Genomic DNA, 14,314 nt, shown 5'->3' with positions numbered 1-14,314 from the left:
CCCACCACGAAAAGGCCCGCATCTGCGGGCCTTTTGTTCTGGATCTCGATGAGGGGGCGTCGCGCTCAGCGGCGGCGGGCGGCCTCGTACAAGCCGGTGACCCGCGGCACGTTGCGCTGCAGTTCGCGGATGCGCTCGGGCCCGCTGGGGTGGGTGGACAGAAAGGCCAGGCCATTGGCGTTGCTGCCCGTGGCATTGCCCATTTTTTCCCACAGGCTGACGGCAGCGTTCGGGTTGTAGCCCGCGCGCGCGGCGATCTCCAGGCCGACCAGGTCGGCATCGCTTTCATCGTTGCGGCTGAAGCGCAGGCTCAGCAACTGGCCGCCCAGGCGGGCCGCGTAGTTGCCCACATCGCCCAGGCCCAGCAGCTGGGCCCCCAGCGAAATGCCCAGGCTGGTGGCGGTGTTCTTGGCCAGCTGTTCGCGCGAGTGCTCGCGCAGGGCGTGGGCCATCTCGTGGCCCATGACCATGGCGATCTCGTCGTCGCTCAGGCGCAGCTTGTCGATGATGCCGGTGAAGAAGGCGATCTTGCCGCCTGGCATGCAGAAGGCGTTGATGTCGTTGCTGCGGATCAGGGCCACCGACCACTGCCACTGCCGGGCGCGTTCGTTCCACGCGGCGGTGTGCGGGATCAGGGCCTGGGCAATGCGTTGCAGGCGCTGGGTCTGGGCATCGCTGGCGGGCACCAGCTTGCCCTGGCTGCGGGCCTCTTGCAGCAGCTTGGCGTATTCCTGCTCGGCCGCCTGCTCCAACTCTTCGGCCGGCACCAGGTGGCGCAGGCGCGAAGATTGCCCCACATCCACCTGTGCCCAGGCTGGCAGCGCCGCGCTGGCCGTGGCCGCGCCGCCCAGCAGCAGAAAGGCGCGGCGCGCCTGCCACAGGCTGCGTGGTGTGCCGGCCGGGGCGCAGGCGTCCTCCTGGCCGCACCAGCAGCCGGTGGGGTGGTCATCAGAAGGGGGGCGGGGGGGCAGTGCAGGGTGCATAGGGGGTGTCCATCCTCAATCCAGCCCAAGTGTAGAAGCGTCTGCGCCCTCAGCCGTGTCGGTCTTGGCGCATTTCGCTGTGCACCACCAGCCACAGGCCGCACAGCACCAGGGCCAGGCCGGTCACGGCCAGCCAGGTGGGCGCCTCGCCCACGATCAGGATGGACAGCACGAAGGCAGTGATGGGCTCGAACTTGCTCAGGGCCACGCTGGTGGCGGCCGACACGGTGCGCAGGCCGCTGGAGAACAGCAGGTAGGCGACGCCGGTGGCCACCAGGCCCAGGTACAGCACCACGCTCAGCCCGCGGGGGCTGAGTTGGGGCTCGCCGCCCAGCACCGCCGCCAGCGGCAGGGACAGCAGGGCGGCGCTGCCAAAGACCCAGGCATTGACGCGGGCCACGCCGGCCTGGCGCACCAGGGTCTGGCTCAGCAAGGCATAGGCCCCATAGGTCAGGCCGGCCAGCAGGCACAGGCCGATGCCCAGCCAGGACACCTGCCAGTCCCCGGGCTTGCCCAGCCCCATGACAAAGCCGCCGACCACGCCGATGGTCGTGCCCAGCCACCACAGGCCCACGGGCCAGCGCCGCAGCAGCACTGCCTGCAGCAGGCCGGCCCAGATCGGGCTGGAGCCCAGGGCCACGGCCGTGCCAAAGCCCACGCCGGTGCGCTGCAGCCCGGCAAAGAACGTCAGGTTGTAGGTGGCCATGCACAGCGCGCAGACCAGCAGGCGCGGCAGGTCCAGCCGGCGGCGGGCCGGGTCGCTGCGCCCCACCAGCCCGCACAGGGCGACGAAGAAGGCGCCGGCCACCACCATGCGCAGGGCGCCCACCCAGTAGGGCGAGAGGTCGGCCGGGGCGAAGCTCTGGGCGGTACCGGTGGTGCCCCAGAGCATGGCGGCACCCAGCACCAGTAGGATGCCGTGGGCGGAAGAATTCGAGGACTGCATGGGGGGCAATGCTGCCAGCGGCGGCGCTGGCAAATGTCGAGCAACGCGCATTCTGCGCGCGCCGGCTCAGCGCCGGCGCAGGGCGCGCGCACCGGTGCCCCGGTCGCGCCGCAGGGCATAGGCCAGGGCGCTGGCGCTGGCGTAGCCGCAGTCCGCAGCGCTGGCCTCCAGGCTGCGGCCGCGCGCCAGCAGGCGCTCGGCCTGGTCCAGGCGCAGCTGGCGCAGCCATTGCTGCGGCGTGCGGCCGGTCAACTCCAGCCAGCGGGCGTGGAAGCGCTGCGGGCTGAGGTGGCACCACGCCGCCATGCGGGCCGTGGGCCAGGGGGTGTGCAGTGCGCAGCGGATGTGCGCCTCCAGGGCCTGCACGTCCACGCCACGGCGCGGCAGCAGTGTGGGGGCGTCCAGCAGCAGCTGCAGGCGCTCGGTGGCGGCCAGGGCCTGGGGCGGGCAGCTGGCCGCGCGCGGCACCTGAAAGCGCCGCAGCTTGTCCAGCGCCGTGCAGGGCGGGGCCACCACGTCCATCACCAGCATCTGCGCCCCGGGCGGTGCCAGGTAGGCGTGGCGCGTGCCGGCCGGGATCCACAGGCCGGTGACCGTGTCGACATAGGCGCTGTGGCCGTCCACCTCCAGCTCCATGCGGCCCGACAGCGCGTACAGCAGCTGGGCATGCGTGGCGTGCGCGTGCGCAGGATGCTCACCGCCGTAGTGGCGCAGGCTGCAATCCAGGGTAACAGGCAGTGAGGGCGGCGGCATGGTGGCGGGCGAAGGGGGTGGCGCTGGTGATAATGGCACAACGCTTGTTGCCCACACCATGCCCGACGCTTCTCGCCCTGCTGCCCCCGCTTCCGCTTCGCCCCGCCGCTCCTGGGCGGACACCCTCAAGGTCTATGCCGAACCCGCCAGCCTGCGCATGCTGGCCTTGGGCTTTTCGGCCGGTCTGCCCTTGCTGCTGGTGCTGGGCACGCTCTCATTTTGGTTGCGCAAGGCCGGGATCGACCGCTCCACCATCGGCTACATGAGCTGGGTCGGCCTGGCCTATGCCTTCAAGTGGGTCTGGTCGCCGCTGGTGGACCGCCTGCCGCTGCCGGTGCTGCACGGCTGGCTGGGGCGCCGGCGCAGCTGGCTGCTGCTGGCGCAGGGCCTGATCATTGGCGGGCTGCTGGGCATGGCCTTCACCGATCCGCAGCAGGACCTGAACCGCATGGTCTGGTGCGCCCTGGCCGTGGCCTTTGGTTCGGCCACGCAGGACATTGCGCTGGATGCCTTCCGCATCGAATCGGCCAACGCCGAGCGCCAGGCCGCGCTGGCGGCCACTTACCAGACGGGCTACCGGCTGGCCATGATCTGGGCCGGCGCCGGGGCGCTGTGGCTGGTGGCGGCGGCCCTGCAGGGCTCCACCACCTATGTACATGGCGCCTGGCAGCTGGCCTATGGCGTGATGGCTGCCAGCATGCTGGTCGGCGTGTGTACCGTGCTGCTGTCGCCGGAGCCGGCGGGCCGCGCGCAGACCCCGGCGCGCAACCTGAGCGAGTGGCTGCGCGAGGCGCTGGTGGCCCCGTTTGTTGACTTTGTGCGCCGCTACGGCTGGCAGGCCATCCTGATCCTGGCGCTGATCGGCATCTACCGCATCAGCGACGTGGTGATGGGCATCATGGCCAACCCCTTCTACGTCGACATGGGCTACAGCGAGGGCGAGGTGGCCACGGTCAGCAAGGTCTTCGGCGTCATCATGACCCTGGTGGGGGCCTTCATCGGCGGGGTGATCAGCATGCGCATCGGCGTGATGCGCGTGCTGATGCTGGGGGCCGTGCTGTCGGCCGCCAGCAACCTGCTGTTCGCCTGGCTGAGCACGCGCGGCCACGACCTGACCGGGCTGACCCTGGTGGTCAGCGCCGACAACCTCGCCGGCGGCATCGCCTCGGCGGCGTTCATCGCCTACCTGTCCAGCCTGACGAACGTGCAGTACTCGGCCACGCAGTACGCGCTGTTCAGCTCCATGATGATGCTGGCGCCCAAGTGGCTGGCCGGTTTTTCGGGCGCGTTTGTCGACGTCCATGGCTATGCGACGTTCTTCGTCGGCACGGCCTGCCTGGGCCTGCCGGTGCTGCTGCTGGTGGCCTTGGCGTCACGCATCAAAACGACCTCCAGCGCTTGATGCGCCTGCGCAGACTGCTATGGCTTTGAGCTAGCGGTTCGGCCCATACAGGCCGGCCGCTGCGCTGCGCCGTCCGGGTGGCCTGCGCTTTACCCGGGCTTTACGTGACAGACAAACAGGCCCCCTACACTGGCGGGCATGAGCACACACAACCTGTTGATGATCGAGGACGATGTGCGCCTGGCCGACATGGTCAGCGCCTATCTGGGCCAGAACAGCCTGTCGGTGCAACACTGTGCCGATGCCACCAGCGGCCTGGCCCAGCTGCAGGGTGCGGGGGCGCTGCCGGACCTCGTCATCCTGGACCTGATGCTGCCCGACATGGACGGGCTGGAAGTCTGCCGCCGCCTGCGCGCCATGCAGGGGCCTGCCGCCAAGGTGCCGGTGCTGATGCTGACGGCCAAGGGTGACCCCATGGACCGCGTGATCGGCCTGGAGATCGGCGCCGACGACTACCTGCCCAAACCCTTCGAGCCGCGCGAGCTGCTGGCGCGCATCCGCGCCATCCTGCGCCGCCGTGGTGACGATGCGCCCGCCGCCAGCGCGGTGCGCAGCACACCGGCCCTGCGGTTTGGCAGCCTGGAGATCGACCGGGATGCCCGCACCGTGACCGTGGCCGGACACCCGGCGGAATTGACCAGCTACCAGTTCGATCTGCTGGTGGCGCTGGCCGAGCGCGCTGGCCGCGTGCTGACGCGCGACCAGATCATGGAGGCCGTGCGTGGCCGCGAGCTGGAGGCCTTCGACCGCTCCATCGACGTGCACATGGGCCGCATCCGCGCGGCCATCGAGGCCGACCCCAAGGCCCCCAAGCGCATCCTGACGGTGCGCGGCGTGGGCTATGTCTTCGCCAAGCAGCAGGACTGAGGCGCGCATGTTCAAGGTCTTTTCCCAGCGGCTGTACCTGCGCATCTGGCTGGCGGTGGTGGGCGGCGTGGCCGTGCTGACCCTGGTGGTCGGCTGGGCCTGGCGCGTGGCGGAGGAATACAACGCCAGCAACAACGCCCAGCAGACCAACAACGCGCGCGAACTGGTGATACGGGACGGGCAGGGGCAGATCCTGCTGCAGGGCCCGTTCGAGCGCATCCGCCGCCCCGGCGCGGACGGCGTGGTGTTCAACATCGAGGGCACGGACGGCCAGACCTACCACCTGGAGATGGCCCCGCGGGCCCAGCCCGGTGGCGGCAATCCGCGCGAACGCGCCGGGGGCGGCCGCCCGCCCCCAGGGCATGGCGGCCAGGACTGGGCCTTCTGGCTGCGGCCGCCGTTTGGCTTCCTGTGGCTGCTGGGCCTGATCGGCCTGGTGGTGGTGGTGGGCGTGTTCCCCATCATCCGGCGCCTGCTCAAGCGGTTGGAGAACCTGCAGCGCGGCGTGCAGCGTTTCGGCGAAGGCGACCTGAGCGTGCGCGTGCCCACCGAGGGGCGCGACGAGGTGGCCGACCTGGCGCGCCAGTTCAACGCTGCGGCCGGCCGCATCGAGGCCCTGGTGCAGTCGCACAAATCGCTGTTGGCGAATGCCTCGCACGAGCTGCGCTCTCCGCTGGCGCGCATCCGCATGGGGCTGGAGCTGATGGGCGGCGACAGCGCCTCGGTGGCGGCGGCCAAGGCCGAGATCCAGCGCAACATCGCCGAGCTGGACCAACTGGTGGACGAGATCCTGCTGGCCAGCCGCCTGGAGTCGCCCGAGGTGGACGTGGGCAGCACCGAGGCGGTGGACCTGATCGGGCTGGCCGCCGAGGAATGCGCGCGCGTGGACGCCGACCTGGACGTGGAGGCCACCGAGGGCCTGGAGGTGCCGGCGATTGCCAAGCTGGTGCGCCGTGCCCTGCGCAACCTGCTGGAGAACGCCCGCCGCTACAGCCATGGTGAGGTCAGCCTGACCCTGTCGCGCGAGGGGGCGATGGCCGTGATCCGGGTCGAGGACATCGGCCCCGGTGTGCCGCCAGCGCAGCGCGAACGCATCTTTGAAAAGTTCTACCGCCTGCCCGGGGCCAGCGAGCGCTCGGGCGGCGTGGGCCTGGGCCTGTCCCTGGTGCGCAGCATTGCGCAGCGCCATGGCGGCAGCGTGCGTTGCGAGGACCGCCGCGACGGGCGCCCTGGCGCCAGCTTCGTGCTGCGCCTGCCGCTGCAGGCGGCCGGCTGAGGCCGCGCCGGCGGAATCTTCCACCCACAAAAAAGGGCTGCCAGCGGCAGCCCTTTGTGCAGTGTGCGTGCGCTGGATCAGCGGATCAGCATCACGGGCACCGAGCAGTTGGCCAGCACCTGGGTGGAGACCGAGCCCATCACCAGCTTGCCCAGCGAGCCGTGGCCGTGGGTGCCCATGATGATCAGGTCGAACTTCTCGTCTTCGGCGATCTTGGCAATCGTGGTGCCTGCGGGGCCGATTTCGGCCCGGGTGTGCACGGTGATGCCGCTTTGCGCCAGGAACTTGGTGACGGGGTCCAGCACCTTGGCCGATTCTTCCGCGTAGTACTCATCCACCATGTCCTTGCTCAGGGCCGCGCGGGCGCGGGGAGGCAGGGAGGGCTGGACGGTCAGGGCTGTGTATTCATGGCGGCCTGCGGTGATCAGCTCTTCGTGCGCAGCCAGGTAGGCCAGCATTTTCTTGGTGAAGGGGCTTCCGTCGACAGCGAGCAGGATTTTCATGGCAAATTCTCCAAAAGGACAAGGGACAGCGTAATCACTGGCGCCAATGTTGTCTTGACTTACGTCATGTTTTTGGGGCGACGCAGCGGGAAAGCCCAGAAATCATAAGCGGATGCAGCGGCTGGGCTGGAAATGCACCTGCTCGCCCTTGCGCGCATAGCCCAGCGGGTTGGCCACCACGCGGCACTGCCAGGGTCGGCCGTCGGCATGGTGGCCCTGGGCGGTGTAGTCGCTGGGGGCATGCAGGTGGCCGTGCAGCCACAGCTGGGCTTGGGGCAGCAGCTCGTCCAGCGTATTGCAAAAGCCGGCCGTGCCGGGCACCAGTCCGTAGCGCGGGTCGCTGCTGCGCAGGCTGGGGGCGAAGTGGGTCACGACCACGGTGGGGCCGTCGCAGGGTTGCTGCAGCGCGTTGCGCAGCCAGGCCTGGCATTCCAGCGCCTGGCCGCGCATGGGCTCGGCCAGGAAAGGCTGGCCGTGGCGGGTGCCGCCGGTCTTGCTGAGGTAGAAGTTGGCGGCGCGGAAGGACTTCTCGCGCAGCTTCAGCAGGCGACCGACGTCGCCGGCCTGCACCTGATCGTCCAGCAGGGCGATGGCGTCGTAGTCGGTCCACAGCGTGGTGCCGACAAAGCGCACGCCGTCCAGCACCGTGGTGGCGCGTTCCAGCCAGATGAGGCCCAGCGCATCGCAGACGCGGCGCAGGCGATCGTGGGCCGCATCCCAGTCCTGGGCGTCGTACTCGTGGTTGCCGGGGACGAACACCACCGGGCAGGGCCAGCCGGCGAACTGCGGCAGGGGCGAAAAGCGCTCCAGCCCGAAATACTCGCCCTGCAGCAGGCTGCCGGCCTGGTAGGAGCCGATGTCGCCGGCCAGCACCAGCACCTGGGCATCGGCGGCCGGGGTGGGCTGAAAGTGGGGGTGAACTTCGAGGTGGAGGTCGGACAGCAGTTGCAGGTTCATGGCGACAGGAAGGTGCTCGGCGGCCATTGTCCGGCATCGCCGGGGCGCAGCGGGGTCAGGGGCTGAAGGCTTTGAGGGCGGCGCGGTTCAGCGCCTGCAGCAGCCAGTCGTAGGCAGGGCGGTGCGGGCCGCGCTTGTGCCACAGCGCGTCGACGTGCACGGCGGGCACTTCCAGCGGCAGCGGGTGCACCTGCAGCTGCGCCGCCAGCCCGGTGATGGGCACGAAGTGGCGCGGCAGCACGGTCACCAGGTCGGACTGGGCCACCACCCGGGCGGCCGTGGTGTACTGGTTCACGGTCATCACGATCTGCCGCTCGCGGCCCAGGGCGGCCAGGGCCTCGTCGATGAAGCCGTAGGCGCGGCCGGAAAAGCTGACCAGCAGGTGGCGGGCAGCGCAGTAGTGCTCCAGCGTCAACGGCATCCAGGCCAGGGGGTGGTCCTTGCGCATCACGGCCACGTATTCGCCGTCGTACAGGCGCCGGTGCTCGTGTGCCACCAGGGTGCCGGCCTGGGCGCGGGCGGTCAGGTCGGCCAGCACGGCGGGGAAGTAGCCCACGGCCATGTCGGCGGTCTCGGCATCCAGCAGGCCGCGCGGGTCGCGGGTGGTCAGCGGCACGATGCGGATGGCCAGCTGCGGGGCCTCGCGCTCCAGGATGCCGACCAGGTTGGGGATCAGGGTGGAGGCCGTGGCATCGGCCATGGCCAGCACCAGGGTGGTGGTGGCGCTGGCCGGATCGAAGCGCTGCGGCGCCAGGCTGTGCTGCAGGTTGTCCAGGGCCTCGCGCACCACGGGCCACAGCGCCTGGGCGCGCGGCGTGGGCTGCACGCCATGGCCGCGGCGCACCAGCAGCTCATCGCCCAGGGCGTCGCGCAGGCGGCGCATGGCGTTGCTGACGGCGGGCTGCGTGAGTGCTAACTTGTCGGCGGCGCGCGTCAGGCTGCCCTCGGCCATGACGGCATCGAACACGCGCAGCAAGTTCAGGTCCAGCAGGCGAAAGTCGTGGGGCGTCATGGCGGAAGATTTAATCATCACTGTGGTGAATGATGATGATTCAAAATATAAATTTGAAGGGTTTTAGGGATAACCCTAGTATTGCGGCTGTGCACTGACCGATGGACCACAAGTCCACACCCAGGCGCACGTTTTAGGCCCTGACCATGACCACCTCGACCATCGCCCATTCCACTCCCCGCCAGGCTCCCCAAGCCCTGTTCCCTTGGCTGATCTCCATCGCTGCACAGCAGTGGAAGGCCTGGAAGGCCGCGCGCCGCGCCGTGCGCGCCGATGAGCTGACGTGGAACATGGCCCTGCAGGATGCCCGCGTGATGGCCGACCTGTCGCGCGCCATGTCGGCGACCGCCGGCCAGCGCTAAGGCGCCCCGGCCCCTGCGGGCCCACCCCCAAAACCGCCGCTGCGCCGTCAGCGGCTTTTTTGTGGGTGCATAAAAAAAGGAGCATGCTGCGCATGCTCCTTTTGCTTTTGGCAGTGCTGGGTGTCTGAACGTCTTCAAACACCAGCGCTGGCTGCTCACTTTTTAAGCGGACAGGCGGGCTTCCAGTGCGGCCTTGGTGTCCAGCAGGGCCTGGGGCAGGCCCTGGGCCAGCTGTTCGAAGTGGGCGGTGTGCAGCTTCAGCTCTTCGTTCCAGGCGGCCTGGTCGATGCCGGTGACGGTGGCGAACTGCTCGGCGCTGAAGTTCAGGCCGGTCCAGTTGATCTCGCCGTACTGGGGCGCCACGCCGAAGGCGGTGTCCTGCCCCTGGGCCTGGCCTTCGATGCGGTCGATCATCCACTTCAGCACGCGCATGTTTTCACCGTAGCCGGGCCAGACGAACTTGCCGTCGGCGTCCTTGCGGAACCAGTTGGTGGTGAAGATCTTGGGCAGGGCGGCGCCTTGCGCTTCGATCTGGGCGCCCAGCTTCAGCCAGTGGGCGAAGTAGTCGCTCATGTTGTAGCCGGCGAACGGCAGCATGGCGAAGGGGTCGCGGCGCACCACGCCCTGGGCGCCAAAGGCGGCGGCGGTGGTTTCCGAACCCATGGTGGCAGCCATGTAGACGCCTTCGGTCCAGTTGCGGGCTTCGGTCACCAGGGGCACGGTGGTGGAGCGGCGGCCGCCGAAGATGATGGCGTCGATCTTCACGCCCTTGGGGTCATCCCAGGCTTCGTCCAGCGCGGGGTTGTTGGTCGCGGCCACGGTGAAGCGGGCGTTGGGGTGGGCGGCCTTGGCGCCGGTTTCCTTGGCGATGGCGGGGGTCCAGTCCTGGCCCTTCCAGTCGATCAGGTGGTCGGGCAGCTTGCCCTGGTCCTTTTCCAGACCTTCCCACCACACGTCGCCGTCGTCGGTCAGCGCCACGTTGGTGAAGATGACGTTCTTGTCCAGGCTGCGCATGCAGTTGGGGTTGGTCAGCAGGTTGGTGCCGGGTGCCACGCCGAAGTAGCCCGCCTCGGGGTTGATGGCGCGCAGGCTGCCGTCCGCCTGGGGCTTGATCCAGGCGATGTCGTCACCAATCGTGGTGACCTTCCAGCCTGCGAAGCCGGCGGGGGGCACCAGCATCGAGAAGTTGGTCTTGCCGCAGGCCGAGGGGAAGGCCGCGGCCACGTGGTACTTCTGGCCTTCGGGGTTGGTCACGCCCAGGATCAGCATGTGCTCGGCCAGCCAGCCCTGGTCGCGACCCATGGTGGAGGCGATGCGCAGCGCAAAGCACTTCTTGCCCAGCAGGGCGTTGCCGCCGTAGCCCGAGCCGTAGGACCAGATTTCGCGCGTTTCGGGGTAGTGCACGATGTACTTGGTCGTGGGGTTGCAGGGCCAGCTGGTGCTGTCCTTCTCGCCGTCCTTCAGCGGGGCGCCCACGGTGTGCACGCAGGGCACGAACTCGCCATCGGTGCCGATCACGTCGTACACGGCCTGGCCCATGCGGGTCATGATCTTCATGTTCACGGCCACATAGGCGCTGTCGGACAGCTCGATGCCGATGTGGGCGATGGGCGAACCCAGGGGGCCCATGGAGAAGGGCACCACGTACATGGTGCGGCCGGCCATGCAACCGTCAAACAGCGGGTTCAGCGTGGCACGCATCTCGGCCGGGGCCATCCAGTTGTTGGTCGGGCCGGCGTCTTCCTTCTTTTCAGAACAGATGTAGGTGCGGTCTTCGACGCGGGCCACGTCCGATGGGTCGGACCAGGCCAGGTAGCTGCCGGGGCGCTTGGCGGGGTTGAGCTTCTTGAACGTGCCTGCCTGCACCAGTTGCTCGCACAGGGCGTCGTACTCGGCCTGCGAGCCATCGCACCAGTGCACCTTGGCGGGCTTGCACAGGGCCACCATTTCGCTGACCCAGGCGATCAGCTTGGGGTTCTTCACATAGGCCGGGGCCTGCACTTGCAGGGCTTGGGGGGCGGGGGCGTTCATCAAAAGTCTCCAGGATGTTTAAAAGCGGTTATGCCAGGCCCCGGGGCGGAGGCTGGCACAACCGTTTTCGGACGGTCCAGTTGCTGCTTTTTGCAGCAGCAGGCGGCCATTCTAGGGAGCCGTCATAAAAATGCCATCCGTGAATTCGGTAAATCTATGCATTTGATGCATTGAAATATGTGTGATGGGAATGAATGCGGGGCCGCCTTGCCGGTTGGCGATGGCGGGCGCTGCCTGCGCTGGAGGGCTGTCCGCCGCACAATGCAGGCAGTGAAAGGTTGAGTCATGTCCCCCCAAGAATTTCTGCAGGCCTTGCGCCACACCCTGGGTGCTGAAGCCGTCTTGTCTGGCGATGCCGTGCCCGCGCGCTACCACACCGACTGGAGCGGCACGCCCCCCGTCGCCCCGCTGGCCCTGGTGCGTCCGCGCAGCACCGAAGAGGTCAGCGCCACCCTGCGCCTGTGCCACCAGCACCGCGTGCCCGTGGTGCCCCAGGGCGGCCTGACCGGCCTGGCCGGCGCCGCCGTGCCCAGCGCCGACTGCGTGGCGCTGTCGCTGGAGCGCATGCCGGCGATCGAAGCCATCGATGCCCGCTCCGCCACCATGACGGTGCAGGCCGGGGCCACGCTGCAGGCCGTGCAGGAAGCCGCCGTGGACGCGGGCCTGGCGTTCGGCGTGGACCTGGGCGCGCGCGGCAGCTGTCAGATCGGTGGCAACGTGGCCACCAATGCCGGCGGCAATGGCGTGCTGCAGCACGGCATGATGCGCGAGCAGGTGCTGGGCCTGGAAGTGGTGCTGGCCGACGGCACGGTGCTGCCCATGCTGCGCCCCATGCTCAAGAACAACACGGGCTACGACCTGAAGCAGTGCTTCATCGGCGCCGAGGGCACGCTGGGCGTGATCACCCGCGTGCTGCTGCGCCTGCGCCCGCTGCCGCAGGCCAAGGCCACGGCCCTGGTGGCCCTGCCGGGTTTTGACCAGGCGCTGGCTGTGCTGCAGCGCATGCAGGGCCGCTTTGGTAACAGCGTGGCCGCGTTCGAGCTGATGTGGGACAACTTCGTGCAGGCCTCCGTGCAGTGGCAGCAGCTGCAGGCCCCGCTGGCGGAACGCCACCCGCTGTTGGCGCTGATCGACGTGGACGGCAAGGACGAGGCCAGCCTGCGCGAGGCCGTGGAAGCCGCCCTGGGGGACGCCATGGAGGCCGGCGAGGTGGTGGATGCCGTGATCGCCCAGTCGCAGACCCAGGCCAAGACGCTGTGGAAGCTGCGCGAAGCCCCGGCCGAGCTGAACACCCAGATGCACCCGCCAGTGAACTTCGACGTCAGCCTGCCGCAGGCCGAGATCGGGCGTTTCGCCGCGGCCATCCAGGCCGCTTTCGACGCGCGCTGGCCCGGCCACCACACGCTGTTCTTCGGCCATGTGGGCGACGGCAACCTGCACGTCTCCACCGACGGCGCCACGGTGGGTGGCGCGTGCGAGGCGGTCGAGGCCGAGCTATACCGCGTGGTGGGCGCCTTCCACGGCAGCGTGTCCGCCGAGCACGGCATCGGCCTGCACAAGAAGCCCTTCCTGGCCCTGAGCCGCACGCCCCAGGAGCTGGCCGCCATGCGTGCCATCAAGGCCGCGCTGGACCCGCTGGGGTTGATGAACCCCGGCAAGGTGTTCTGATGGCCCGGGCCCGCGGCGCTGTGCGGCGCCGGGGCCATGGCATGTTTTTTGATAGCTGATTGCGTATGTCCCAAGCCCCTTTGCCCTTTGTTTTCCATCCAGGCACGGCGCCGCTGCTGATTTCCATGCCGCATGCCGGCACCCATCTGCCCGCCGACATCGCCGCCCGGCTGACACCAGAGGCCCGCGAGGTGCACGACACCGACTGGCACATGCCCCAGCTGTACGCCTGCGCCCAGGCCCTGGGGGCCTCCCTCCTGGTGGCCACGCATTCGCGCTATGTGATCGACCTCAACCGCGCGCCCGATGGCGCCAGCCTCTACCCCGGCCAGAGCGTGACCGGCCTGTGCCCGGTCGACAGCTTCGCCAGCACTGCCTTGTATGCGTCGGCTGCGCAAGAGCCCGATGCGGCCGAGATCGAGCGCCGCAAGCGCCTGTACTGGCAACCCTACCACGACCAGCTGCGCGCCGAGCTGGACCGCCTGCAGCGCGTGCACGGTCGGGTCGTGCTGTGGGATGCGCACAGCATCCGCTCGGTGCTGCCGCGCTTCTTCGAGGGCCAGCTGCCCGACCTGAACCTGGGCACGGCCGACGGGGCCAGCTGCGATGCGGGCCTGGCCCAGCAGCTGCTGCAGATCGCGCAGACGGCGCCCGGCCACACGGCCGTGCTCAACGGCCGCTTCAAGGGCGGCCACATCACGCGCCACTACGGCGCACCGGCGCGCGGTATCCACGCCGTGCAGCTGGAGATGACGCAGTGCAGCTACATGCAGGAGCAGATGCCGTTCGACTTCCTGCCCGAGCGCGCCGCGCGCATCCAGCCCACACTGCAGCGCCTGCTGCAGGCGGCGCTGGACTTCGCCCGCGCATGAGTGCATGAGCCTGCCGCTGTTCGACACCGAGCCCCAGCCCGCCCAGCCGCTGGCCGAGGGCGCGGTCTTGCTGCGCGGCTGGGCTGCGCGCCAGGATGCGGCCTGGATCGCGGCCGTGCGGCAGGTGCTGGCGCAGCAGCCCCTGCAGGCGGCCTTCACGGCCGGCGGGCGGCCGATGTCGGTGCGCACCAGCAACTGCGGCACATGGGGCTGGGCCGCTGCCGGGCACCAGGGCTATGGCTACACGCGCAGCGATCCGCTGAGCGGCCGCCCGTGGCCGGCCATGCCCACTTTTTTGCAGCAGCAGGCCCAGGCGCTGGCAGCGCAGGCGGGCTATCCGGGCTTTGATCCGGATGTCTGCCTGATCAATTGTTATGCCGTGGGCGCCAAGATGGGCCTGCACCACGATGCCGATGAGCGCGACAAGACCGCGCCCATCGTCTCGGTGTCGCTGGGCCTGCCCTGCAGCTTTGTCTGGGGTGGCCTGCAGCGCAGCGACCCGGTGCGCAGCCTACGGCTGGAGCATGGCGATGTGCTGGTCTGGGGCGGGGCCTCGCGCATGGTGTTTCATGGGGTGCGGCCGCTGCCGGCGGGCCAGCACCACCTGCTGGGTGCCGAGCGCTGGAACCTGACCTTCCGCATGGCGCAGCGCCCCTACCGCGGCTGAGCTGCGCCATCGGCT

At 69.2% G+C, this 14,314-nt stretch carries 14 protein-coding genes; 7 read left to right on the top strand and 7 right to left on the bottom strand.

Annotated features, from left to right (window positions below; translation table 11 throughout):
* Positions 1–65: 65 nt before the first annotated feature.
* From CA2_RS01840 to CA2_RS01830, 3 genes are all read right to left on the bottom strand, one after another.
* A complete protein-coding gene (locus CA2_RS01840; protein WP_081888826.1) occupies positions 66–983 on the bottom strand; it encodes a M48 family metallopeptidase in 918 nt (305 codons plus the stop codon).
* Between the two features lie 49 nt (positions 984–1,032).
* Positions 1,033–1,929 carry a DMT family transporter gene (locus tag CA2_RS01835; RefSeq protein WP_042412008.1) on the bottom strand — a complete coding sequence of 299 codons (897 nt, stop codon included), beginning with the start codon at positions 1,927–1,929 and terminating at the stop codon, positions 1,033–1,035.
* 66 nt (positions 1,930–1,995) lie between these two features.
* Positions 1,996–2,682 carry an AraC family transcriptional regulator gene (locus CA2_RS01830; RefSeq protein ID WP_042412006.1) on the bottom strand — a complete coding sequence of 229 codons (687 nt, stop codon included), beginning with the start codon at positions 2,680–2,682 and terminating at the stop codon, positions 1,996–1,998.
* Between the two features lie 58 nt (positions 2,683–2,740).
* Here CA2_RS01830 and CA2_RS01825 point away from each other — a divergent pair, with 58 nt between their 5' ends.
* The 3 genes from CA2_RS01825 to CA2_RS01815 all read left to right on the top strand — a co-directional run bounded on the left by CA2_RS01825 (position 2,741) and on the right by CA2_RS01815 (position 6,227).
* Positions 2,741–4,084 (top strand): AmpG family muropeptide MFS transporter, encoded by a 1,344-nt coding sequence (locus CA2_RS01825; protein ID WP_042412005.1) that lies wholly within the window; start codon positions 2,741–2,743, stop codon positions 4,082–4,084.
* Positions 4,085–4,222: 138 nt separating this feature from the next.
* Positions 4,223–4,951, top strand: coding sequence for a response regulator (locus CA2_RS01820; protein WP_042412004.1), 729 nt, complete (start codon positions 4,223–4,225; stop codon positions 4,949–4,951).
* A 7-nt stretch (positions 4,952–4,958) separates the two neighbouring features.
* Positions 4,959–6,227, top strand: a complete 1,269-nt coding sequence (locus tag CA2_RS01815; RefSeq protein WP_042412002.1) for an ATP-binding protein — start codon at positions 4,959–4,961, stop codon at positions 6,225–6,227.
* 77 nt (positions 6,228–6,304) lie between these two features.
* On the opposite strand, the gene CA2_RS01810 is transcribed toward CA2_RS01815, so the two are convergent.
* The 3 genes from CA2_RS01810 to CA2_RS01800 all read right to left on the bottom strand — a co-directional run bounded on the left by CA2_RS01810 (position 6,305) and on the right by CA2_RS01800 (position 8,699).
* On the bottom strand, positions 6,305–6,730 hold the full coding sequence (locus CA2_RS01810; RefSeq protein WP_042412000.1) for a universal stress protein: 426 nt from the start codon (positions 6,728–6,730) through the stop codon (positions 6,305–6,307).
* 102 nt (positions 6,731–6,832) lie between these two features.
* On the bottom strand, positions 6,833–7,687 hold the full coding sequence (locus tag CA2_RS01805) for a metallophosphoesterase (RefSeq protein WP_042411997.1): 855 nt from the start codon (positions 7,685–7,687) through the stop codon (positions 6,833–6,835).
* Between the two features lie 55 nt (positions 7,688–7,742).
* On the bottom strand, positions 7,743–8,699 hold the full coding sequence (locus CA2_RS01800; RefSeq protein WP_042411995.1) for a LysR family transcriptional regulator: 957 nt from the start codon (positions 8,697–8,699) through the stop codon (positions 7,743–7,745).
* Between the two features lie 146 nt (positions 8,700–8,845).
* Between CA2_RS01800 and CA2_RS01795 the strand changes: the two genes are divergently transcribed.
* Positions 8,846–9,061, top strand: a complete 216-nt coding sequence (locus tag CA2_RS01795; RefSeq protein WP_042411994.1) for a hypothetical protein — start codon at positions 8,846–8,848, stop codon at positions 9,059–9,061.
* Between the two features lie 162 nt (positions 9,062–9,223).
* Here the strand turns inward: CA2_RS01795 and CA2_RS01790 are convergent, their stop codons facing one another.
* Entirely contained in the window at positions 9,224–11,092 is a 1,869-nt protein-coding gene (locus tag CA2_RS01790; RefSeq protein ID WP_042411992.1) for a phosphoenolpyruvate carboxykinase (GTP), read from the bottom strand.
* Positions 11,093–11,377: 285 nt separating this feature from the next.
* Here CA2_RS01790 and CA2_RS01785 point away from each other — a divergent pair, with 285 nt between their 5' ends.
* From CA2_RS01785 to alkB, 3 genes are all read left to right on the top strand, one after another.
* The gene (locus tag CA2_RS01785) at positions 11,378–12,760 is read left to right on the top strand and encodes an FAD-binding oxidoreductase (RefSeq protein WP_042411989.1); all 1,383 of its coding nucleotides are present in this window, start codon (positions 11,378–11,380) and stop codon (positions 12,758–12,760) included.
* Between the two features lie 65 nt (positions 12,761–12,825).
* On the top strand, positions 12,826–13,632 hold the full coding sequence (gene hutG / locus CA2_RS01780; protein ID WP_042411987.1) for an N-formylglutamate deformylase: 807 nt from the start codon (positions 12,826–12,828) through the stop codon (positions 13,630–13,632).
* A gap of 4 nt (positions 13,633–13,636) precedes the next feature.
* Complete coding sequence (gene alkB, locus CA2_RS01775) at positions 13,637–14,299, top strand: DNA oxidative demethylase AlkB (RefSeq protein ID WP_042411985.1); 663 nt, start codon at positions 13,637–13,639, stop codon at positions 14,297–14,299.
* Positions 14,300–14,314 lie beyond the last annotated feature (15 nt).

Source organism: Comamonas aquatica NBRC 14918 (assembly GCF_000739875.1).
Taxonomy (GTDB): Bacteria; Pseudomonadota; Gammaproteobacteria; order Burkholderiales; family Burkholderiaceae_C; genus Comamonas; species Comamonas aquatica.
The sequence above is the reverse complement of the archived record's forward strand: the minus strand, read 5'-3'. Positions and strand labels throughout refer to the sequence as shown.

What these genes read in the sequence shown, in the direction of transcription:
- CA2_RS01785 (WP_042411989.1), top strand. Translation starts at nt 11,378, where the DNA reads ATGTCCCCCCAAGAATTTCTGCAGGCCTTGCGCCACACCCTGGGTGCT.
- CA2_RS01840 (WP_081888826.1), bottom strand. Translation starts at nt 983, where the DNA reads ATGCACCCTGCACTGCCCCCCCGCCCCCCTTCTGATGACCACCCCACC.
- CA2_RS01835 (WP_042412008.1), bottom strand. Translation starts at nt 1,929, where the DNA reads ATGCAGTCCTCGAATTCTTCCGCCCACGGCATCCTACTGGTGCTGGGT.
- CA2_RS01825 (WP_042412005.1), top strand. Translation starts at nt 2,741, where the DNA reads ATGCCCGACGCTTCTCGCCCTGCTGCCCCCGCTTCCGCTTCGCCCCGC.
- CA2_RS01820 (WP_042412004.1), top strand. Translation starts at nt 4,223, where the DNA reads ATGAGCACACACAACCTGTTGATGATCGAGGACGATGTGCGCCTGGCC.
- CA2_RS01805 (WP_042411997.1), bottom strand. Translation starts at nt 7,687, where the DNA reads ATGAACCTGCAACTGCTGTCCGACCTCCACCTCGAAGTTCACCCCCAC.
- CA2_RS01800 (WP_042411995.1), bottom strand. Translation starts at nt 8,699, where the DNA reads ATGACGCCCCACGACTTTCGCCTGCTGGACCTGAACTTGCTGCGCGTG.
- hutG (WP_042411987.1), top strand. Translation starts at nt 12,826, where the DNA reads ATGTCCCAAGCCCCTTTGCCCTTTGTTTTCCATCCAGGCACGGCGCCG.
- CA2_RS01810 (WP_042412000.1), bottom strand. Translation starts at nt 6,730, where the DNA reads ATGAAAATCCTGCTCGCTGTCGACGGAAGCCCCTTCACCAAGAAAATG.
- CA2_RS01795 (WP_042411994.1), top strand. Translation starts at nt 8,846, where the DNA reads ATGACCACCTCGACCATCGCCCATTCCACTCCCCGCCAGGCTCCCCAA.
- alkB (WP_042411985.1), top strand. Translation starts at nt 13,637, where the DNA reads ATGAGCCTGCCGCTGTTCGACACCGAGCCCCAGCCCGCCCAGCCGCTG.
- CA2_RS01790 (WP_042411992.1), bottom strand. Translation starts at nt 11,092, where the DNA reads ATGAACGCCCCCGCCCCCCAAGCCCTGCAAGTGCAGGCCCCGGCCTAT.
- CA2_RS01830 (WP_042412006.1), bottom strand. Translation starts at nt 2,682, where the DNA reads ATGCCGCCGCCCTCACTGCCTGTTACCCTGGATTGCAGCCTGCGCCAC.
- CA2_RS01815 (WP_042412002.1), top strand. Translation starts at nt 4,959, where the DNA reads ATGTTCAAGGTCTTTTCCCAGCGGCTGTACCTGCGCATCTGGCTGGCG.